Source organism: Alkalihalobacillus sp. FSL W8-0930, assembly GCA_037965595.1.
GTDB lineage: Bacteria > Bacillota > Bacilli > Bacillales > Bacillaceae_D > Alkalicoccobacillus.
In genome coordinates, this window is record CP150183.1 from 1,062,949 (window position 1) to 1,085,578 (window position 22,630).

General features: G+C 41.0%; 20 protein-coding genes. 18 read left to right on the forward strand and 2 right to left on the reverse strand.

Features of this window, described 5'->3' with window-relative positions:
- The first annotated feature begins 204 nt into the window (after positions 1 to 204).
- The 5 genes from NSQ54_05610 to NSQ54_05630 all read left to right on the forward strand — a co-directional run bounded on the left by NSQ54_05610 (position 205) and on the right by NSQ54_05630 (position 5,734).
- Complete coding sequence (locus tag NSQ54_05610) at positions 205 to 1,848, forward strand: FAD-dependent oxidoreductase (protein ID WYP27587.1); 1,644 nt, start codon at positions 205 to 207, stop codon at positions 1,846 to 1,848.
- Positions 1,849 to 1,881: 33 nt separating this feature from the next.
- Positions 1,882 to 2,430: a glycerol-3-phosphate responsive antiterminator gene (locus NSQ54_05615; GenBank protein ID WYP27588.1), complete on the forward strand. Its 549-nt coding sequence runs from the start codon at positions 1,882 to 1,884 to the stop codon at positions 2,428 to 2,430.
- Between the two features lie 115 nt (positions 2,431 to 2,545).
- Positions 2,546 to 3,868, forward strand: coding sequence for an oligosaccharide flippase family protein (locus NSQ54_05620; protein WYP27589.1), 1,323 nt, complete (start codon positions 2,546 to 2,548; stop codon positions 3,866 to 3,868).
- A 125-nt stretch (positions 3,869 to 3,993) separates the two neighbouring features.
- Positions 3,994 to 5,457 (forward strand): alpha-N-arabinofuranosidase, encoded by a 1,464-nt coding sequence (locus NSQ54_05625; protein ID WYP27590.1) that lies wholly within the window; start codon positions 3,994 to 3,996, stop codon positions 5,455 to 5,457.
- 13 nt (positions 5,458 to 5,470) lie between these two features.
- Positions 5,471 to 5,734, forward strand: a complete 264-nt coding sequence (locus NSQ54_05630; GenBank protein ID WYP27591.1) for a DUF6171 family protein — start codon at positions 5,471 to 5,473, stop codon at positions 5,732 to 5,734.
- Positions 5,735 to 5,756: 22 nt separating this feature from the next.
- On the opposite strand, the gene NSQ54_05635 is transcribed toward NSQ54_05630, so the two are convergent.
- On the reverse strand, positions 5,757 to 7,094 hold the full coding sequence (locus NSQ54_05635; GenBank protein WYP27592.1) for a hypothetical protein: 1,338 nt from the start codon (positions 7,092 to 7,094) through the stop codon (positions 5,757 to 5,759).
- Complete coding sequence (locus NSQ54_05640) at positions 7,075 to 7,632, reverse strand: RNA polymerase sigma factor (protein WYP27593.1); 558 nt, start codon at positions 7,630 to 7,632, stop codon at positions 7,075 to 7,077. The genes NSQ54_05635 and NSQ54_05640 overlap by 20 nt, the downstream gene beginning before the upstream one ends.
- Positions 7,633 to 7,699: 67 nt before the next feature.
- Here NSQ54_05640 and NSQ54_05645 point away from each other — a divergent pair, with 67 nt between their 5' ends.
- From NSQ54_05645 to pfkB, 13 genes are all read left to right on the forward strand, one after another.
- Positions 7,700 to 8,815: a histidine kinase gene (locus tag NSQ54_05645; GenBank protein ID WYP27594.1), complete on the forward strand. Its 1,116-nt coding sequence runs from the start codon at positions 7,700 to 7,702 to the stop codon at positions 8,813 to 8,815.
- Positions 8,816 to 8,820: 5 nt separating this feature from the next.
- Positions 8,821 to 9,453: a response regulator transcription factor gene (locus tag NSQ54_05650; protein ID WYP27595.1), complete on the forward strand. Its 633-nt coding sequence runs from the start codon at positions 8,821 to 8,823 to the stop codon at positions 9,451 to 9,453.
- Between the two features lie 142 nt (positions 9,454 to 9,595).
- Positions 9,596 to 10,525 carry an ABC transporter ATP-binding protein gene (locus tag NSQ54_05655; GenBank protein WYP27596.1) on the forward strand — a complete coding sequence of 310 codons (930 nt, stop codon included), beginning with the start codon at positions 9,596 to 9,598 and terminating at the stop codon, positions 10,523 to 10,525.
- A gap of 11 nt (positions 10,526 to 10,536) precedes the next feature.
- Positions 10,537 to 11,757, forward strand: coding sequence for an ABC transporter permease (locus NSQ54_05660; protein WYP27597.1), 1,221 nt, complete (start codon positions 10,537 to 10,539; stop codon positions 11,755 to 11,757).
- Entirely contained in the window at positions 11,754 to 12,863 is a 1,110-nt protein-coding gene (locus NSQ54_05665) for an ABC transporter permease (GenBank protein ID WYP27598.1), read from the forward strand. The genes NSQ54_05660 and NSQ54_05665 overlap by 4 nt, the downstream gene beginning before the upstream one ends.
- A 381-nt stretch (positions 12,864 to 13,244) precedes the next feature.
- The gene (treP, locus tag NSQ54_05670; protein WYP27599.1) at positions 13,245 to 14,666 is read left to right on the forward strand and encodes a PTS system trehalose-specific EIIBC component; all 1,422 of its coding nucleotides are present in this window, start codon (positions 13,245 to 13,247) and stop codon (positions 14,664 to 14,666) included.
- A gap of 69 nt (positions 14,667 to 14,735) precedes the next feature.
- Entirely contained in the window at positions 14,736 to 16,418 is a 1,683-nt protein-coding gene (treC, locus tag NSQ54_05675) for an alpha,alpha-phosphotrehalase (GenBank protein ID WYP27600.1), read from the forward strand.
- Positions 16,419 to 16,440: 22 nt separating this feature from the next.
- On the forward strand, positions 16,441 to 17,160 hold the full coding sequence (gene treR / locus NSQ54_05680; GenBank protein ID WYP27601.1) for a trehalose operon repressor: 720 nt from the start codon (positions 16,441 to 16,443) through the stop codon (positions 17,158 to 17,160).
- A gap of 71 nt (positions 17,161 to 17,231) precedes the next feature.
- The gene (locus NSQ54_05685) at positions 17,232 to 17,708 is read left to right on the forward strand and encodes a glutathione peroxidase (GenBank protein ID WYP27602.1); all 477 of its coding nucleotides are present in this window, start codon (positions 17,232 to 17,234) and stop codon (positions 17,706 to 17,708) included.
- Between the two features lie 70 nt (positions 17,709 to 17,778).
- The gene (locus tag NSQ54_05690; GenBank protein WYP28502.1) at positions 17,779 to 18,870 is read left to right on the forward strand and encodes a nitric oxide synthase oxygenase; all 1,092 of its coding nucleotides are present in this window, start codon (positions 17,779 to 17,781) and stop codon (positions 18,868 to 18,870) included.
- Positions 18,871 to 18,888: 18 nt separating this feature from the next.
- Positions 18,889 to 20,781: an ABC-F family ATP-binding cassette domain-containing protein gene (locus tag NSQ54_05695; protein WYP27603.1), complete on the forward strand. Its 1,893-nt coding sequence runs from the start codon at positions 18,889 to 18,891 to the stop codon at positions 20,779 to 20,781.
- Between the two features lie 150 nt (positions 20,782 to 20,931).
- The gene (locus tag NSQ54_05700) at positions 20,932 to 21,687 is read left to right on the forward strand and encodes a DeoR/GlpR family DNA-binding transcription regulator (GenBank protein ID WYP27604.1); all 756 of its coding nucleotides are present in this window, start codon (positions 20,932 to 20,934) and stop codon (positions 21,685 to 21,687) included.
- Entirely contained in the window at positions 21,684 to 22,598 is a 915-nt protein-coding gene (gene pfkB, locus NSQ54_05705) for a 1-phosphofructokinase (GenBank protein WYP27605.1), read from the forward strand. The genes NSQ54_05700 and pfkB overlap by 4 nt, the downstream gene beginning before the upstream one ends.
- Positions 22,599 to 22,630: the final 32 nt, after the last annotated feature.

The following is a 22,630-nucleotide window of genomic DNA, read 5'->3' on the forward strand; positions in this document are numbered from 1 at the left end:
ACCTCATCAATTATTTAAATAAGTCTACTTCAAGCAAAATCCTTTACGTGGACCTTCAAGTGGACTATAATTTAGATAAGTTAATAACGGTCTGAGACGATGAGGAGGCCACAGCATTCCAATGTTCCTAGCGATAGGACTCGGAATTTGCTGTGGTCTCCTTTTTTTCGTCTTTGGCACACTTTACATCAGGGGTGGAGCAAAATGAGTTTTTCATACAAGCAAAGAGAAGAGAATATGCGCAAGATGAATGAAACAGAATTAGATCTGTTAATTATAGGTGGAGGAATTACTGGATCAGGGATAGGATTAGATGCTGCATCAAGAGGCTTGCGTACTGGATTAATTGAGATGCAGGACTTTGCGGCAGGTACATCAAGCCGTTCCACAAAGCTTATTCACGGTGGACTTAGATACTTGAAGCAATTTGAAATAAAACTTGTTGCAGATGTGGGGAAAGAGCGTGCCATTGTTTATGAGAATGCACCACATGTAACAACACCACTATGGATGATGCTACCGTTCTACAAAGGAGGAACGTTTAACTACTTAACGACTTCTTTTGGACTGAAGGTATATGATTTTCTAGCAGGTGTTAAGAGAGATGAACGTCGGAACATGTTGAAGTCCGAAACAGCCCTTTCTAAAGAACCATTGCTAAACAAAGAAGGACTTAAAGGTGCAGGCGTTTACGTAGAGTATCGAACGGATGATGCGAGATTGACAATCGAAGTCATGAAAAAGGCGATTGATCATGGTTTGCTTGCATCAAACTACGTTAAAGCAGATACATTCATTTACAAAGATAAGAAAGTTGTAGGTGTTCAAACAACGGACTTAATTACTGGCGAGAAGCAAGAGATCTACGCCAAGAAGATAGTGAATGCTACGGGACCTTGGGTAGACAAGCTTCGGGAAGAGGATAACTCGAAAAAAGGAAAAACAATCCACCTAACAAAAGGAGTTCATCTTGTTGTAAGTGGAAAACGATTCCCGTTACGTAGTGCCCTATACTTCGATACACCGTTTAAAGATGGACGCATGATGTTTGCGATCCCACGTGAAGGAAAAACGTATATCGGTACAACGGATACGAACTATAAAGGCGATCAAGCTGATCCTGGCGTAACAAAGGAAGATGTTGATTACATCTTAAATGCTGCGAATGGAATGTTCCCTGAACTTGATCTGCACGCAGAGGATGTAGAGTCAAGCTGGTCTGGTTTAAGACCACTAATTCACGAGGAAGGCAAGGATCCTTCAGACATCTCTCGTAAGGATGAAATCTTCCGTTCAGATAGCGGATTATTTACAATCGCAGGTGGGAAGCTGACAGGATACAGAAAAATGGCTGACAGTGTAGTGAATATGGTTATTGATGAGCTTCCTGGTAATTATTCTTCCTGTAAAACGGAAAAAATGCTGTTATCGGGTGGGGATGTAGGAGGATCTGATCAGTTCGAAACATTTGTTAAAAAACACGTAGCGAAAGGACAAGAGCTTGGACTATCCAAAGATGAAGCAACAGAGCTTGTTCACCGTTATGGTTCAAATGTAGAGACTGTGTTCTCTTATCTCGGCCAAGGTAGAGAGACTGGATTACCAGCTTATCTTCAAGCAACATTAGACTACGCACTTGAGCACGAAATGGCCGTTACACCTCTTGACTTTTTTGTTCGTAGAACTGGGTATTTATACTTCCACATCGATCGCGTCTTAAAATACAAGGACTTAGTTGTCAATGAAATGGCAGATCGTTTAAACTGGGATACAGAACAAAAAGAACGACTGACTCAAGATCTGGATCATCAGATTGATGCAGTATCATTTAAGCACACGGTGAACTGATCCGTCTTAAGAAGTCGATGAGGAGAGTACGTCATGTTTGATGGGCAACAAATTCTTCCCGCGATCAAGCGAATGAAGGACTTCGAGAAGGTACTTGAAAGTGAGTATACGTATATTGTGATGCTGGACCTCCATATCTCACAGCTTGTGGGAGTGGCTAAATATGCGAAGGCTCATAATAAGAAGCTCCTTCTTCATGCAGATATGATACAGGGAATGAAAAGCGATAAGTACGCAGCTGAGTTCCTGTGCCAAACCCTGCGACCAGCAGGTCTGATTTCCACTCGGGGAGAAGTATTAAGAACGGCAAAGAAAAATGGATTGCTCGCAGTACAGCGCTTGTTTCTACTTGATACGATTGCACTAGAGACAAGCTATAAGCTTGCTGAAAAGGTTGAACCAGACTTAATTGAAGTCCTTCCAGGTGTTGTGCCAGATCTGATCTCAAAGGTGCAAAAGGAGACTGGAATCTCTGTGATAGCTGGTGGACTTATTGAGAGCGAGTCCGACTTGAAAAGAGCACTTGATGCAGGTGCACAAGCCATTACAACCTCACGTCAGGACCTTTGGGGCACGCACTAAAGATAAATAAGGGTTCATGTAAACCGATTCCGTCTTTATTTATGGGTTGTACCATATTTAAAGGACATCCCTCATATACCTAATATGAGAGATGGATAAAGGAGTGGACGGTAGCATGAACCCTTTTTTTCGTGGAGCGTTGTTGTTAAGTACAGCAGCTCTGGCTGGAGAATCACTAGAATTTCTAATAAATATCGTTTTAGCAAGAGAACTTGGGGAGCATAACTTTGGCTTATATATGGCTATTCTGCCAACCTTAGTCTTTGTTGTGGTTTTATCAAGCTTAGAGCTTCAAGTATCTGTGTCAAAAATGGTAGCAGAACGAGAGCATTCAGAACATATAAGCTTAGTGAGTGTGGCGCTTAAGCTTGCCATTATAGTTGCTGTTACCTGTCTAGTCGCTGCTTTCTTCGTTTTGCCGAATCTATCTGTATTAAACAACTACCATCCTTTAGTCAGGTGGATGCTCATCCTTTTAATTCCGATCGTTACGTTTTCATCAGTGGCACGAGGCTACTTTGTTGGTGCCCAGCATACTAAAAAGATCGCAGTTATTAATTTAATGAAACGTGGAGCACAGTTAACTTTTTTGTATGGTGTGTTCCAACTCTTTCAGTTTCAAAGCCAGACGGCCATTTTTGTGGCATTGGGCACGGTTGTCCTAAGTGAAATTCTTGTTTTATTTTACATGGGAACAGCGTTTACTCTGCACATGAACAAACTTAGAAAACAACCACAGAAAGAAGTAGAGAACAAAGAAATTTATCAATCATTATTAGCGGTCTCCCTGCCGACAACTGGGCTTCGGGTGTTTCACGCGATTACTTTTGCTATAAAACCATTTTTAATTACAACGGCTTTATCTAAGGCCGGGTTAATGGAAAGCATGGCTTTGATTCAATACGGGAAGCTTGCTGGAGTAGCCTTTACGATCGGTTTTTTCCCGGCCTTTATTGCTCATTCATTACTGACGGTCATGGTGCCACTCGTCTCCTCAGGTTATTCGAAAGGGGATTTCCAATCTCTTGCAAAGATGCTTAGACAGGCGATGGGTGTAACACTTGCTTATGGATTACCCGTGGTGATGGTTTTTTATTTCTGGGCTGAACCGATGACTGATTTGTTCTTTGAGCATTCTCCCGCTTCGGGGTACCTCACTCTTCTTGTTCCTTATTTCCTCTTTCACTATTTTGCCATTCCGATGCAAGCGTACCTTATTGGAATTGGACTTGTACGAGAGGCATTTATGCATTCTGTCTGGTCAACGGGTGTATCCTTTTTGTTAATGTTTACGTTAGGGTCACTTCCGTCTCTTCAGATGGATGGCATCATTATCGGAATGAATGTTGGGGCTGTTTTACTAACGCTGATGCATTACTTAACGATTACTGAGAAGCTGAATTTAACATTATTTTTAACGCAAAAAAAAGCTGTGTGAACAGGGATAGAGTAGTGTGGAGATTCGCTTCACACTACTTATAGCTAAGGGATGCTAGACGGATTACACTTGTCCGTATATGATTAGAGTATAATGTAAGCGCTATTATAAGGAGATGAAGTGGTATGAATAAAAAAGCTGTGATTCACTTTGACGGAGAACGCTCAATTATTAACCCAAACGTGTACGGTCATTTTGCTGAGCATTTAGGGCGCTGTATTTATGAAGGGATCTGGGTAGGGGAAGAATCAGCGATCTCTAATACAAATGGAATTAGAAATGATGTGTTACAGGCATTAAAAGATTTAGAAATTCCTGTGCTGCGCTGGCCTGGTGGTTGTTTTGCTGATGAGTATCACTGGAAAGACGGAATTGGACCAAGAGAAGGCAGAAAGCGTATGGTTAACACGCATTGGGGTGGAGTGGTAGAGAACAATCATTTTGGCACACACGAATTTTTCTTATTATGTGAATTGATTGGTGCGGAGCCTTATATCAACGGAAATGTGGGAAGTGGAACGGTTCAGGAGATGCAAGAGTGGGTGGAGTATATGACCTTCGATGGGGAATCTCCAATGGCGAACCTTAGACGTGAGAACGGTCATGAGAATGCCTGGTCCCTCACTTACTTTGGTGTGGGGAACGAGAACTGGGGCTGTGGCGGAAATATGCGTCCTGAGTTTTATGCGGATCTCTACCGGCAGTTCCAAACCTATGTCCGTAATTACGGAGAAAATAAGATCTATAAGATTGCCTGCGGACCAAACGGAGATAACTACCACTGGACTGAGGTGCTGATGCGAGAAGCAAAACCATATATGGACGCACTTACCTTACATCACTACACCATTGCGGGACCAAGCTGGAATCAGAAGGGCTCAGCTACCAAATTCACAGAGGAAGAGTGGGACCGGACATTCAAAAGTGCATTACACATGGATGAACTGATCACAAAACATAGCACAATCATGGATAAATATGATCCAGAGAACAAAGTCGCATTAATTGTTGATGAGTGGGGCACATGGTTTGATGTAGAGCCGGGAACAAACCCGGGCTTCTTATTCCAGCAGAATACCATTCGTGACGCTCTTGTAGCAGGTGTTACCCTTAATATTTTTCAAAACCATGCGGAGCGTGTTCAAATGGCGAATATCGCCCAAACGGTAAATGTTCTGCAAGCGATGGTTCTGACAGAAGGAGATCAGATGCTCCTGACGCCGACTTACCATGTGTTTAACATGTATAAGGTTCATAAGGGAGCAACAGCCATTCATCTACAAATGGAACATGGCACGGAGCCTTTGCACATCAGTGCCTCTAAAAACAAGGAAGGTGAAGTTCATATCTCCCTTTGTCATTATGGGTTAAAGGGAGATGCAGAATTTGAGCTGGAACTAAGAGGATGGGAGAGCCAACCGAGTCAAGCAACTGGAACGATCCTACAATCAAGCTCAATGAATGAGCACAATACCTTTGAACAACCAGATACACTCACGCCAACAAGCCTGGAAGGAATTAAGCTAACGGAAGGGAAAGTATCTGTTTCCATTCCACCGATGTCTGTGTCTGTCATTAAATTAAGGTAAGGAGTGAGTACGTGTGGCATGTGTGGGGTGCTTACTAAAGGAAGAGATGAAGAATATGTCCATCGAAACACTTGTGAATGAACAACTGGCATATGAAACAGATATTTTAGATGAGAAAGCCTACCAAAAACGCCTCTCCATCTGTGAACAATGCCCATCGCTCCAAACAAACACGACCTGCAAACATTGTGGTTGTTTTGTAGGCTACAGGGCAAAGCTTGCTTATAAGAGCTGTCCATATCCCGGGAAAGATCGTTGGAGTGCACTCGCAGAATGAGATCTGCGAGTGCTTTTTTGATTTATTGCCATTGGATTTCATTGAAGAAGTAACGAGCCAATTGAGCAGAAGGCCACTCTCCAAATTGTTGTGTGCTCGTTGAGTCTATTTGTTCATACATGAAATACGTTTTGTTATGAATTGAATAGAGCTTTAATACACCTGATATTTTATTAATTGGATCGTCAAAGGTGATGGTCTCATCATTCGCTTTTTCTATAGCATCAAAGGTAATCCCATATGTATCTATGAGAAAATCTTCTACTTGATTTAATTCAAGTTTTGAATGCAGTAGGCCGAAACTATAGAATTGCTTGTCGGTTGTATCTAATGAGACCCTCCATTCTGTAAAATCCTTGTGAACGAATTCGTTGATTTCGGATTCCTTAGGAATGTAGGTAGAAAACCGTAATTCCTCATTCTGATACAGTTTAAATGCTTCTGAGACGTATTCATCTAACTGTACAGTTGTAACCATTTCTTTTTCTAAAGGTCGACCATCTTTTGAGACTTCCTCACTAACCTCGAGTACATAAGGTTGATACGCTTTAGGAATGATTTTAGACATAAAGTGATAGGTCTGAGCCCATGTCTCAGGTTGATCTAGAGGGTAATCGGCGAATAATAGGATTTTTTTACCAAATAACTCTGACGCAAAAAGGTCATAAAATCGATCTGTCTCTTGGTTCTCGAATGAATAAAACCATGAATGTTGATCGATTGTAAAACCAAGTCGGTCATGTCGTTGGCCAATCTCCGTATTAACAATATATTTTACTAGGTTTTCATATGGTAATCGAGTTGCGGAAGTGTAGGGGTGTTCTGATAAGAGATTCTCGGCCTCTTGCATGACTGTGTCTTTAGAACTTAAATGATCAAAAATAACAACCGATAGTTCTTCTGAGTTAGGTCCAGTAAAAGTTGTTTTTGTTCCGTCTTTTATATTTTCCTCTCGTATGTTCCAATCAGTAGAAAGAGATACCGTAAACTCGCCGTGGTGGAGACTTTCTGTTTTAGTAACAGAATAATCATAGGTGCCTCTTGGAATAAGCTCTAATGCCCACTCTGTATCAATTTCAACATCTTCTAGAGATGCAGGAACTTCGGCCTCGTCTTCGTTCTCGTCTCCAATTATGATCAGTTGATCCGCTTGCCCAATCGGATTAGGCGCCCCCGTAACTGAAACAAACAGCAACATTGCGACAATTGCTGCGCCAGCTAACGCGAGACCTGCTAACAGATAGGGTTTGTTTTTTCTTGCAGGTGCCCCGTCTATTCCATGTTTAAAGGCCTGAAAGCCTTTTTGATATGTTCGATCAGACATCTCCACATAATCCTGATCAGGTGGTTGTTTGTTCAAAGGTATGTACCTCCATTCCTACGTCTTTTTTGAGCATCAAAAGACCACGTTTTTGTAGGGCTTTAACTGAGTAAATGGTTTTTCCCATGACCGCCGCTGTTTCCTTTAACGAAAAATCTTCGATGTAGCGAAGATATAAGACTGTACGATAAGATAAAGGGAGTTGATTAATCGCGTGATGAAGTTGCTTTGTCTCTTCGTTTCTCATGACGGTTGCTTGTGCACTTTCTTGTTGCTGTTCGCTACCAGGGATAAACCGGGCTAACTGATTTCGGAAATAGGAGCTTCTGTAATAATCAATAATTGCATGACGTGCAATTTTAAAGATCCATGTTTTAAACGAAGCTTGTTTCTTAAATGTTGATAAATGGTTTGCTGCCTTAAAGAAGACGTCTTGAAGCAATTCCTCTGAGTCATGATAATGATTCGTTTGTGAATAAATGTATGAAAATAGCTTTTTCGTATAACGATCATATAAGGTTTGAATGGCTACTTGGTCACCGTTTAAGATTCGTTCTACAAGTTCCTGGTCACTCATATTGACCTCCTCTCTACATATATAGACGAAACCTATTTTAAAAGGAGTCTCGAAAAGGAGAAATTAAATGAAATATAGTTTAAGTGGACTGGCATTAGTACTAGGATTGCTTCTCATTGAGCACCCATTGTTGATTCAATCATATGCGTTTTGGTTTGGGATGGCTTCGCTAGCTGGTCTTGTTTTAAGCAGACCTCTGTGGCGTTCAGTGTTGTTTTTTTATGGAACGCTTTTAGGTATATACAGTCTATTTCATTTATTTATTTTACCGGATGGGATGATTACACCCTTTAGTGTGTATAGTATCCTAGCAATTGCTTCGAGCTTTGAGGTAAAACTAAAAAACAACCTCTTACTCTATGTAAATGGTCTGCTCTTATTTAGTCAGGCACTTCTCACACAAGCGTCGATTTCATTCATTCTTCTTATTCTTACACAGTATAGTCTCTTAGCAATGATTCTTCTAACTATTAAAAAATTATTGATAGCCAATGATGAGGCGAAGCATGAAAAGCAAACGCATGTAATGGAGTATCGTTCACTGAGTAGGCAGCTCAGAGAACAGGAGCTTAACACAGCGGCAAAGGAGCGGAACCGGATTGCACGTGACCTTCATGATTCTGTTGGTCATCAGCTAACAGCTTTGATGATGCAGCTTCAGGTTGTCGAGTTACAGCTTCAATCGATGCCAGAGCAGCAGGCTCTAGTTAAACAAACAAAGGATTTAGCGAGAAATAGCTTACAGGAAATGCGTGAATCCGTTCAGGCACTCCAGCAGGATTCGGCTAAAGGTCTGGATGCTGTGATTCAGTTAATTCGAAAGCTTGAAGCAGAGAGCCATGTTCGCATTCAGCTTGTGACCAAACCAGGAGCAATGTCGGTTAAGCTAACTGATGATCAGAGTGTTGCCGTTTATCGTTTTATCCAAGAGGGCTTAACAAATGCCATGCGCCATGCGTATTCCAGAGAGGTGGATGTTACTCTCGAGGTGGTGGGTGAGCATAGCTATGCCTTAACCATGTCAAATCGAGTTCATAACGAGAGTCGCGTAGAAGAAGGGTTTGGCTTGCGTAATCTTAGAACTCGGTTTACTGCGTTAAGAGGAAGGTTTGAGTCTGGTATTCGTCGAGATCAATTTATCATTGAAGCCATCTTCCCGATGACCGAACAAACGAAGGAGTGATAAAGTTGGCAAATATCATGTTAGTAGAAGATCAGGCTCTAGTCCGGCAAGGATTAAAGATGATGATTGAAACAGACTCGACGTTAAAAGTGGTTGCAGAAGCAACAAATGGCCAAGAGGCAATTGAAACATATCGAGCAAACCAAGTGGATTTACTATTAATGGATATTCGCATGCCTGTTATGACTGGGCTTGAAGCTACAAAAAAGATCAGAGAAGAAGATCCTCTTGCAAAAATTGTGATCCTAACAACCTTTTCAGATGATGAGTATGCGCTTGAAGCGCTAAAGCTTGGGGCAGTTGGATACATACTTAAGGATGCAGATAGTGAAAAACTGATTCAGTCCATTCATAGTGCAATGCGCGGAGGAATGAGTCTTGATGACCAGGTGGCTGCATCTGTTGTGCCGAAGCTACTTACGCAAACAAAAGAGAATTCACTGTCGATCGACTTAAGTGAACGAGAAATCTCGATTCTACGTCTTATTGGGGAAGGAAAGAATAATCAGGAAATCGCAGGTACTCTCTTTCTATCACTCGGGACGGTTAAGAATTATGTCAGCCAGCTTTTAACAAAGGTCGGGGCTAGAGATCGAACTCAATTAGCAATATTTGCGATCAAACATCATTTAGTGTAACAGAAGCACACAGTCTTCATCTGACCGTGTGCTTTTTTTCATGACTTAAGTCACCTCGTTAAACCCGATAATGATGACTTTTAGGAATAGGCTGGAAACGGAATCTAACATAAAATGAAAATGAAGAGAGGGAGGGAGTTACATGCTTGAAGTGGTAAACATGTCAAAAACGTATAAACAGCTCGAGGCTGTTAAAGGCGTAAACCTATATTTAGAAAAGGGAGAGTCAGTTGGGCTACTCGGACCTAATGGCGCTGGGAAATCAACGGCTATCTCCATGATTTCCACACTGATTAAACCAACGGAGGGGAATGTGCTTTACTACGGAGAAAGCATGATTAAGCAACCAAAAAAGCTTAGAAGAGCGATTGGACTTGTTCCGCAGGATTTGGCTTTGTTTCCGCAGCTTACGGCTGAGGATAATCTGTTGTTTTTTGGGAAAATGTACGGGATTGCAACAAAGGAGCTTAAGCAGAGAGTCCAGGATTTATTAGTTGAGATAGGCCTTGAGGAACGGAAAAAAGATAAGGTGAAAACATACTCTGGTGGGATGAAACGGAGATTAAATATTGCCATTGCTTTAATTCATCAGCCTGACATTCTTATTATGGATGAACCTACAGTGGGGATCGATCCGCAATCCCGCCACTTTATATTAGAGATGGTCAGAAGACTTCAAAGAGAAAAACAAATGACCATCCTTTACACAAGTCACTACATGGAAGAAGTCGAGCAGGTTTGTGACAGGGTCTATATTATGGACCGTGGATCTATGATTGCGTCAGGAACAAAGCACGAATTAAAAGGGATTTTACGTTCTGAAGAAACCATTGTGATCCAAGTGGATCGAATGAGTCACCATCTTGAAGAAACCTTATCATGCCACCCAAGCGTTTCATCGGTTGTCATAGAAGATTCATCATATAAAGTAGTGACCATGCAAACGGATTTGTTTGATGAGATTATTGCGATGGCTGCTGAAGCCCGTGTGAAGCTCTTAAGCATTCAGGTTAAGCCACCTACGCTTGAAGATGTGTTTTTACACTTAACAGGCCGAAAGCTGCGAGATTAGGAGGTGAGTGGATGTTATGGGCACTAGTTAAAAAGGATCTTCAGCATTTACTAAGAGAGAAATCGGTACTTATTCTCTTGTTTGTTATGCCTCTCGGGTTAATTGCAATCCTTGGATATGCACAATCAGGTGGAGGGATTGAGCCTTTTTCAATTGCCGTGGTGGATGCAGAGCTAACCGATGAAGAGACACAAAGGTTTGTAGAAGAGATGGAAGCTGAAGGCATTCCTGAAGATGCCGTACAAGAACTCATGACTTCTTTTAACGTGAAAAACATCTTAGTTGAAGATGTTTTTCAAGAGAATCTTAAGGAGATCACGATAGAAACCTCAATGACCCTTGACGAAGCACTAGCTGACAAGGAGCTAGCAGCCGTGATTGAATTTCCAGAAGGATATCAACAAAGCATTTGGCGGTCTCAATTAGTACGAACAGGTGAACAAGAAGAGGTCATTGTTCATATGAATCGTGAGCAATCGACAAGCTCACAATTGATCAATAGTATTGTGCAATCCTTTTATGAAACCTTACGTATGAATCAGTTGGCTCTTGAGATAGATGGAGCAGCTTCATTTGAAAGTAATCGTGTAGAAAGCACCATTACACAAACACAGAACCGAACCATTAGAGTGTTTGATTATGTTGTGATTGCCATGTCTGCGATGTTTGTTTTGTATACGGCTGGTTTGGTGTCAGAGTTTGCGTTTGATGAAAAGCGCGCTAAAATTGTGGACCGCATGATTTTATCCAGCGCACCGCCATATATTTATGGTATTAGTAAATGGATAACGGGAACATTGACAGCTGCCTTTCAGCTGTGTGCGATCTTTTTAATTTCCTACGTTATATTTGGTGTCACATGGGGTAGTTTGTTTCAGTTTGCACTCACAACGCTTGCAATCAGTATGACTGTTGGAGGGCTTACTGTGTTACTTACAGCTTTGAATTTCAAGTTTAATTCCCACAAAGCCTCTACGTTATTTATCAATATTGTCGTAACAATCTTTGCTTTTATTGGGGGAAGCTTTATTCAAATTGATATATTAAGTCCACTTCTTAGTAAGTTTGGAGAACTTACACCAAATGGAACGACGATGAAAGCTTATTTTCATGCGTTTCAAGGGGGAGACGTTTTAGACATTCTTCCAAGCATCCTCCTATTACTCGTATATAGTATTGTGTTAGTTTTGGTCGCAGTGTGTTTGTTTCCGAAAAGGGGGGGACAACAATGAGGGGTATTATCTGGGGATTATTAAGAGATTCTATACGAAATCCGTGGGCACTTCTCTCTATGTATGCTCTCACAATTGCTTTTGTCTTTGTTTTAGGCAACACGGATTTATCTCCTGCTATTCGAATACCTGTTTATTCAGAAGAACTAAGCATAGTAGAGATTGAAGAAGCAGTGGAAGATTTGAACTGGGAACAAAATCTAGCATTTGAAGTAACGCTGAAAGAAGATATTCAGGGAATCTTAGATAGACAATCGGCTGAGGCAGCGGTTGAACTAAATGAGGAGAGTTATTCCATCCTCGTTGCTAGAGATTCGTTTGTCATTGATTTTGTGGATTCACTTGTTCAATCATATTATATGAAAAAGCAATTTGCTGATGCTGCTGTAGACTCAGGTCTTGGAGAAAAAGAAGAGATCTTATATGAAATCCATGAGAGTGAGTCGCTTTTTCCTGCTAGTGTTAAAAGCTTTGAAGGAGAAAACTCTGAAAGCTGGGTTTATGACCAATCCTTACAATCGATCTTTGGTTTTTCACTATTCTTTGTTATTTATACAATTACATTTTCTATCTCATCCATCATCGAACAGAAGCAAAATGGTGTATGGGATCGTCTCATTCTTTCACCCGCTTCAAAATCAAGTATTTATTTGGGGAATTTAACGTTTAGCTTTTTAATAGGATACCTTCAAATTATTCTAGTGTTTCTTCTATTTGCGACACTCTTTCAATATGATTTTCAAGGTGGACTTTTATTAAGTATGATTGTTGTGATTCCTTATGTATTTGCACTAGTCTCATTTGGCGTATTTATCAGTGGTATCCTTACGTCTACAAGGCAGCTTGGCGCGATCATTCCATTCATCGCTGTCAGCATGGCTATGCTTGGAGGTGCATTTTGGCCAATTGAGATTGTTTCATCTAAGGTCATTTTAGCTCTCTCCTTTTTAAGTCCAATAACGTATGGAATGGACATGTTAAAAGGAGCAACACTATACAATTGGGACTTTGAACAATTTTTGTTTCCGGCATCCGTCCTATTCTTTATGGGTGTGATTTTTATGGGCATTGGACTAAATTTAATGGAAAGAAGATCCGTTCAATAGTAACAAAGAGACTGACACACAACTAAAAATCAATAAGAAAAAGGCGAATGATTCTACAATCGAATGATTCGCCTTTTTTGTTTTTAATATTTTTGGAAGACGAGCGAGGGATTCTCCTGTAGCGGATTTTTTGCTAAGCTCGTGTTTTGCTAACCACACTAATATTATATCTCTGTCTCTTTTTTTATGATTCAAAAGAATTAGCGATTTAACAGGCCTTTTTAAGGGTATAGGAAGGCGACTTTATCGTCTTTGTCGAAAAAAGAAGATTTTAGTTGACTAATTTGTATATACAAGTTAAGATGTAACCGTAATCATTTGTATATACATGTTGATCATATGTTTAGTACGAGTTGAAGAATGATATAGGGGGGATAAACGATGAGTGAGAACCGCAAGATTGCAAAAGACATACTTGAAGCAATTGGAGGGAAGGAAAACGTATCGTCAGCAACACACTGTGTGACAAGGCTGCGTCTTGTTTTACATGATGAAAGTAAAGTAGACAAACAAGCATTAGAAGGTATTGATAAGGTAAAAGGATCATTTGCTGCGAATAACCAGTATCAAGTGATTCTTGGACAAGGTCTTGTTGATAAGGTCTATAATGAGTTTGTTTCTGAAGCGGGGATCTCAGAGTCAACGAAGGAAGAAACGAAGCAAGCATCGGCAGAGAAGATGAATCCGTTGCAACGAGCAGTAAAAGGACTTGCTGATATTTTTATTCCGATTTTACCAGCAATCATTACAGCAGGTTTGTTACTGGGTATTAACAATATTTTAGTAAACGCAATTTTTACAGACCAACCATTAGTGGAGATGTATCCTCAGTGGGCAGGACTTGCTGAAATCATTAATACAATCGCAAGTACCGCCTTCGCGTTTTTACCAGCATTAATTGGGTGGTCTGCGGTGAAGAAGTTTGGAGGAAGTCCACTTCTTGGTATTGTACTCGGACTCATTCTATGTCACCCTGATCTATTAAATGCAAACGGATACGCCGATGCAGTAGAGAATGGTACGGTTCCTTATTGGAATTTGTTTGGCTTTGATATTGCTGCAATGGGATACCAAGGACAAGTTCTACCAATTCTTTTAGCATCGTATGTGCTCGCGAAGATTGAAAACTTTATGAAACGAATTACTCCGGATTCCATTCAGCTACTTGTGGTTGCTCCGGTTGCATTACTTATTACTGGTTTCCTTGCATTCGTATTGATTGGTCCTGTAACCTTTGCAATAGGTAACAGTATCACGGATGTGTTTGTATTCTTATTTGATAAATTTGCAATTGTGGGCGGACTTATTTATGGTCTATTTTATGCACCACTTGTTATAACAGGTGTGCACCACACGTTCCTTGCAGTAGACTTTCAATTAATTGCGAGTCAGGGTGGTACATTCTTGTGGCCGATTCTGGTTATGTCAAACATCGCACAAGGTTCAGCAGCACTTGGTATGTATTTTGTATTAAAGAACCAAAAAACAAAAGGATTGTCGTTTGTCTCTTCTATCTCTGCTTACCTTGGAGTTACCGAGCCGGCGTTGTTTGGTGTAAACTTACGCTATCGCTTCCCGTTTATTTGCGCCATCATTGGTGCCGCGATTGCAGGAGCATGGGTAGCACTCAATGGTATTTTAGCTCCAGCGATTGGGGTAGGAGGTTTGCCAGGAATCCTTGCAATTGAAGGAACAAGAGGAAATTATATTAACTTTTCAATTGGGATGGCCATTGCAATTATCATTCCTTTAGTGGCTACTATAATTACAGCTCGCTTCCAGAAGAATTTAGACGAAAAATAATGAAAATTAAAGAGGCCGCTTCGCAGATTCCTGCAAAGGCGGCTTTCTTACTTGAAAGGGTGTTTATGAATGAAGGAATGGTGGAGAAAGTCCGTTGTGTATCAAATCTATCCAAAGAGCTTTAATGATACAACGGGAAACGGAGTCGGAGATTTTAAAGGAATTATTGAAAAGCTCGATTATTTGAAAAAGCTAGGAGTAGACGTCATTTGGTTAACTCCTGTTTATTCATCACCTCAACGAGATAATGGCTACGATATTAGTGATTACTACTCGATTCACGGTGAGTACGGGACGATGGAAGATTTCGAAGAGCTTTTAGATGAAACTCATAAAAGAGACATGAAACTGATCATGGACTTAGTAGTGAATCATTCATCTACAGAGCATGAGTGGTTTAAGCAGGCTTCTTCTTCAAAAGAGAATCAATACCGTGATTTTTATATTTGGAAGGATGCGGTGGATGGACAAGCTCCAACCAACTGGATTTCCAAATTCGGAGGCTCGGCATGGAAGTGGGACGAGACGACTGAGCAGTTCTATCTGCATTTATTTGATGAAACACAAGGAGACCTTAACTGGGAAAACGAAGAGGTGCGCAAGGAAGTCTATAAGCTGATGAAGTTCTGGTTTGAGAAGGGAATTGATGGTTTCCGGTTAGATGTGATTAACTTAATCTCAAAAGATCAAGACTTTCCAAACGATGATGGATCGGTAGCACCTGGAGATGGGCGCAAATTCTACACAGATGGACCGCGTGTTCACGAGTATCTTCAAGAAATGAATCGGGAAGTCCTTTCCCCGTACCAGGCCATGACTGTAGGCGAAATGTCATCAACGACATTAGAACATTGTATTAAGTACTCGCACCCCGACCGAAATGAACTAAGCATGACATTCAATTTCCACCATCTAAAGGTCGATTATCCAAACGGTGAAAAATGGGCACTTGGTGAAATGGATTTTCTCGCTTTAAAACAGATACTGTCTAAATGGCAGGTGGGTATGCATGAAGGTGGTGGCTGGAATGCATTGTTCTGGTGTAACCATGATCAGCCTAGAGTTGTAAGTCGCTACGGGAATGACGGACAGTATCATAAGGAATCTGCGAAGATGCTTGCCACAGTCATCCATATGATGCAAGGGACACCGTATATTTATCAAGGAGAAGAGTTTGGAATGACCAATCCTAAATTTGAGACCATTGATGAATATCGTGATGTTGAAACGTTAAATATGTATGAAGAATTAAAAGAAGCACAACTCGATGAAGCGACAATTATGGAGATTATTAAGCAAAAGTCTCGCGATAACTCACGCACACCAGTCCAATGGAATCAAAAGCCAAACGGTGGGTTCACGACAGGTACTCCGTGGATCAATGTGGCCGACAACTATAAGGAAATCAATGCTGTAGAAGCTCTTAGTGATCCGAATTCCATCTTCTATTATTATCAAAAGCTGGTTGATCTAAGAAAGACTCATGATATTATTACATTTGGAGACTACCAGCTGATACACGCTGACCACCAGCAGGTATTTGCGTACGTGCGACAGTGGCAGGATGAAAAGGCATTGGTATTGGCTAACTTTTATGAGCAACCTGTAACCATCGATCTTCCAGATTGGATAAACGAGGAGGATGCGAAAGTTCTGCTTTCGAATTATGAGCAATTAAGTAAGCCAAGTCAAGAAATGACATTACGACCTTACGAAGCAGTGGTGTATCATGTTCAGACGTCTTCATCATGAAGAATAAGAACAGGCGGTGTTTGTGTTGAAAAGCAAATTCCAATGGGTATACGAGGAGCTGGCAAACCAGATTCAAACAGGGAAGTGGAAGCCAAAAGAGCTTCTTCCATCAGAATTAGAGCTAGTTAAAACCTACGATGCCTCGAGGGAGACCATTCGAAAGGCATTAAAGCTATTATCAGAGCGTGGGTATATTCAAAAAATACAAGGAAAAGGATCGGTCGTACTCGATCGATCTAAGATTGATTTTCCTTTTTCGGGTGTATCAAGCTTTAAAGAGCTGAGCGAACGCATGAGTATGGATGTAGAAACAAAAGTTGTTGCATTTAATGAGATAACTCCTGATCTTGATTTACAGGACAAGCTGCAGCTAACAAGTGAACAAAAGGCCTTGCGTATCAAACGCGTACGTAAGGTTGATGGGGAACGGGTCATCTTAGATAAGGATGACCTTGTTCAATCCGTAGTACCAGGTCTTACAGCGAAAATAAGTGAGAGCTCAATCTATGAATATATAGAAGGAACGCTTGGACTTGTGATTAGCTTTGCAAAGAAAGAGATTGTAGTAGAAGAACCGACGGAAGAGGATCTTGAACTACTAGACATGGAAGGATTCCAAAACATCGTTGTTGTTCGCGGGAGAACTTACTTAGATGACGCACGGATTTTCCAATATACTGAATCAAGGCACCGACCTGATAAGTTCCGCTTTGTTAATTTTGCGAGACGAGAGAAGCTATAAGCACAAAAGTAGGCGAGCACGTAATTAAGCGGTATAATGCAGACAGATACTTGATTACAGGAGGTTAGCGTATGTCTGTCTATGATTTCTCAGTGAAGTCTTCCAAAGGGGAAGAAATTCAACTGTCTAAGTATGAGGGTAAAGCATTACTAATTGTGAATACCGCTACAAAATGTGGGTTTGCACCACAGTTTGACGGTCTGGAAAAGCTTCATCAAGAATATGCAGACCAAGGGTTTGAAGTGCTAGGCTTTCCGTGCAACCAATTCATGAATCAAGAGCCTGTTGAAGATGATGAAATGGAAAACGTGTGTAAGGTTAATTTTGGTGTAAGCTTTCCTTTATTTGCAAAGGTTGATGTGAATGGAAGCGACGCACACCCTCTTTATCAATATCTTAAAAAAGAGAAAAAAGGCACAATTGGTTCTGATGTAAAATGGAATTTCACAAAATTCCTTGTGAACCAGCAAGGGGAAGTAATTGAGCGTTTCGCCCCTACAACAAAGCCTGAGAAGATTGAACCTGAGATCAAAAAGCTTTTAAAATAACGTTGATAGACGAATGGCTGTGCGGACACCCTAGGTGAATGCACAGTTTTTTTTAAGGAGGTAAGGGATGATGAACGACCAAAGTGAAAGGTATGATCAAGCAGAAGATTTTCTCAATCAGTGTTATAGTGAATTAGGGAAAACGAAAGATGAACTCCTTGATCGATTAAATCAAGTGAAGGATGAAATTCAACAATCAGGTGAATACACCCATACATATGAAGAATTAATACATGGAGCGAGGATGGCTTGGCGTAACAGCAATCGCTGCATTGGACGCTTCTTCTGGGAAACGTTAAAGGTTATTGATGCCAGAGAGTGTAACGATGAGGAATCGATGGCTCGTGCACTGTTTGATCATATTAAAAAAGCAACTAACAGCGGCAGTATCGTCCCTTACTTAACGGCTTTTTACCCTACTCATAAAAAGGGGAAGATCCGCATATGGAATCATCAACTTATTCGTTATGCAGGCTATGTGGCTGAAGATGGTACAATAATAGGAGACCCAGCTTCCGTAGATTTTACAAACGTTTGTCAAAAGCTTGGATGGGAAGGTAAAGGGAGTTCATTTGATATCCTCCCGTTAGTGATACAGCTTGGAGAAAATCGACCGTCACTATTCCCCATCCCAGATGAACTCATTTTAGAGGTGCCTTTAACTCACCCAACAAATCCTTCGTTTAAATCGCTTGAATTAAAGTGGTATGCCCTTCCTATTATTTCTGATATGAAGCTAGTGATTGGAGGAATTGAATACACTGCTGCGCCTTTTAATGGATGGTATATGGGAACGGAAATTGGTGCGCGGAATCTTGCGGACACCGACCGTTATAATATGCTGCCCCGTGTAGCTGAGGTGTTTCATTTGGACAGGTCAAGAGAATATACACTTTGGCGTGATGAGGCGTTAATTGAATTAAATAAGGCTGTTTTGTTTTCGTTCAAACAGGCAGGTGTAAGTATTGTTGACCATCATACGGCTGCTAAACAGTTTGAGCGTTTTGAAAAGAGAGAGCAGGATATAGGTAGAAAGGTTACGGGGAAATGGTCATGGCTGATCCCACCCATTAGTCCTGCTACTACACATATTTTTAGAAAAGGGTATAAGGATGATAGAGTGTTACCGAATTATTTTTATCAGCCCGTACCGTATAAGTAAAAGGAGGCAGGAGCATAGATGAGCATCTTGCGTGTTGAAAACCTGCATAAAACATTTGGAGAGAAAACGTTATTTGACCACCTTTCCTTTACTATAGAAGAAAAAGAGCGAATCGGCCTAATTGGTGTAAATGGAACAGGGAAGTCAACATTACTAAAAGTACTTGCTGGACTTGAAGGGGCAGAAGAGGTTAATCTTTTTCATTCGAATGACTTTTCCGTTACATATTTGCCTCAGCAACCGGATTTAACAGAGAATCGGACGATATTAGAGCAAATTTATTATGGGGAATCCGTCATCATGAAGGCAATGCGAGCGTACGAACAAGCCCTGATTGATCTTGAAAAACAACCAGAAAGTGAAAAGGTTCAAAATCGCTTCATGACTGCTCAACAGAAAATGGACCAGGAATCTGCATGGGAAGCCAATACAACGGCTAAAACGATTCTTTCCAAGCTAGGGATTCGCGATGTTAGTCAAAAGATTGGCTCGCTTTCTGGTGGACAGAAAAAACGTGTGGCCATCGCAGAAGCATTAATTCGCCCCGCAGATCTGTTATTACTTGATGAACCGACCAACCACTTAGATCACGAAACCGTTGAATGGTTAGAAGGATATTTGGCGAACTATAAAGGGGCGCTAATTATTATTACGCACGATCGCTACTTTCTAAATCGTGTAACAAATCAAATGTATGAGCTTGACCAGGGCAAACTCTTCCAATATGAAGGAAACTTTGAAACCTATCTGCAGAAACGAGCAGAACGCGAAGAGATGGAGCAAGTGGCAGAAAGTAAGCGCCAAAATCTTCTTAGACGTGAGCTTGAATGGTTAAGACGAGGAGCTAAAGCCAGAACAACGAAACAAAAAGCGCGAGTACAGCGGGCAGAAGGCCTCAGAGACGAGGCCGGCCTTAGTAAAAAACAAGATCTTGATTTCTCGATTGGCTCAGATCGCCTAGGCAATGATGTTATAGAGCTTAAACAGGTTGGAAAGTCATATAAGAACCGTGTACTTTTCCGCGATGTTGATTATTTAGTCGTTCCACATCAAAGACTTGGTATCATTGGATCAAACGGTACAGGCAAAACCACGCTTCTGAATATCATGGCTGGAAGAATTGCGGCTGATACAGGAGAAGTTAGTAGGGGATCAACCGTTAAGATCGGATACTACACCCAGGATGATCAAGAGATTGATGGGGAGCTGAAAGTTATTGAATATATTAAGGAAGTGGCTGAGGTTGTGTATACAGCGGATGGGCAAAATGTCACGGCTGAGCAAATGCTCGAACGTTTCCTTTTCCCAAGAAGTATGCAATGGACGTATATCAGACGACTATCAGGCGGGGAGAAGCGTCGTCTTTATCTATTAAAGGTATTGATGGGCGAACCAAATGTACTCTTTTTGGATGAGCCGACAAATGACTTAGACATTCAAACACTTTCTGTATTAGAGGATTACATTGATCAGTTTCCAGGCGTAGTTATTACCGTATCGCACGATCGCTATTTCTTAGATAAAGTTGTGGATCATCTCCTTTATCTGAATGGTGATGGAAACGTTGAACGTTTTCAAGGAGATTACTCCGAGTTTCTGAAGCAAAAGCAAGAACAAGAGGCTAGCCAGATCTCGGTAGCTGCTGAAACAAACTCAAAAGGTAAAGTAAAGACTCAACAATCTCGCAGACTCACCTATAAAGAAAAGCAAGATTGGGAAAGCATTGAAGGAAAAATGGAAGACCTCGAACAAAAAATAACCGAGGTTGAACAAGCAATTGAAGCGGCTGGAAGTGACTATACCGAAATAGAAAAACGCCTTGCTGAAAAGCAACAGCTTGAAAGTGAGCTGGAGGCGGCAATGGATCGTTGGACAGAGCTGTCTGAACTAGTAGAAGGACTAAAAGAATAGATCGTAAACAAAGTGGTTTCACTCTGAACCACTTTGTTTTTATGTGAACTTGGATGAAAATTATGACAATGAGTGTTTTTGAATAATTTTGATTGATTATGACTGTTTAAAAGGGTATACTAATTTCGACGAGAGATAGGAGTGTGCATTATGCTTACTGTGGAACGTCAAGCAATGATCATGAACGTTTTAAAAGAGAAACATACGGTAAAGCTGAATGAACTTGTAGATTTAACCGGATCTTCGGAGTCTACCATACGCAGAGATCTAACAGAATTGGAAAGTGGAAAGAAATTAAAGCGCATACATGGAGGGGCAACACTTCTTCAAAAGAAGCGACTTGAGCCGACCATCGCTGAGAAATCTTCCAAAAACATTCAAGAAAAACGTCAAATTGCTCAATTCGCGTCAACATTCGTTGAAAAGGGTGACTGTATTTTCTTGGATGCTGGAACAACAACGCTTGAAATGATTCCATTTTTAAAAGAGAAACAAGTCGTTGTCGTGACGAATGGGTTGTCAAATGTGGTTGAGCTTGTAGAGGCTGGAATTGAGACGCATGTTGTAGGTGGTCAAGTAAAGCCAGGCACACGTGCTTTTATTGGACGTAGTGCCATTGAAACGCTTGAATCGTTCCGTTTTGATTGCGCATTCCTAGGAGCGAATGGAATTACACCGGAAGACGGATGTACAACACCAGATCCTCAAGAAGCCTTTGTAAAAACGTATGCAAAGAGTCGTTCTAGACAAAGCTACGTGGTAGCAGACCATTCGAAATTTGGAGAAGTGTCCTTCGCCAAATTTGCTGAATTAAAAGATGTGACGCTTTTAACAAGTTCTCATCTCGAGGATCATGTTCAGAACACGTATAAAGAAATAGTAGACATAAAGGTGGTTGCAATATGATATACACGGTCACACTAAACCCGGCTGTTGATTACTTTGTGGAGTTGGATGACCTAAAGCCAGGTCATGTGAACCGATCCAGGAAAGAGCATAAAGCACCTGGAGGGAAAGGCATTAACGTATCACGTGTATTAAAACGACTAGGACATAATAGTCAAACACTTGGTTTTATTGGTGGATTTACAGGTGACTACATCATTAATACGTTGCAAGAAGAAAAGATTGAAACAAGCTTTGTTGAGGTTAATGGAGATACGCGCATTAACATTAAAATGAAGGCAACAGAAGACGAAACAGAGTTAAATGGTACGTCGCCTGAAGTGACAGAGCAAAATGTAGCAGAGCTCGTTAGCCAGCTTGATCAGCTTAAAAAGGGTGACACACTAGTGCTTGCAGGCAGTGTTCCTGGAACACTGCCTACATCTATCTACACAGACTGGATTAAACAAGTAAAAGAAAACGGTGTTAACGTCTTTCTTGATACAAGTGGTGAACCATTTGCCGATGCGGTTGAAGCGGCACCAACGTTCATTAAGCCGAATCATCATGAGCTTTCTGAGCTAGTTGGAGCAGATATTCAAACACCTGAGCAAGCCGTTCCTTACGTAAGACAGCTTGTTGAAAAGGGCATTGACTATGTATTTGTCACATTTGCTGGTGACGGAGCCATTCTTGGAACAAAGGAAAAAACTCTTTTTGCTACAACTCCAAAGGGTACGGTTGTAAACTCCGTTGGAGCAGGAGATTCAACACTTGCTGGATTTATAGCAGCGAGCATGGATGAATTACCACTAGAGGATGCATTCCGTTTTGCCGTATCTTCAGGTAGCTCAACAGCCTTCTCAAAAGGGTTCTGTGAGTTATCACACGTGAAAGAATTAATGAACCAAGTAAACGTATCAACACTCTAATTACAAAAAAAGAGAGCATATTTGGGGGAAAG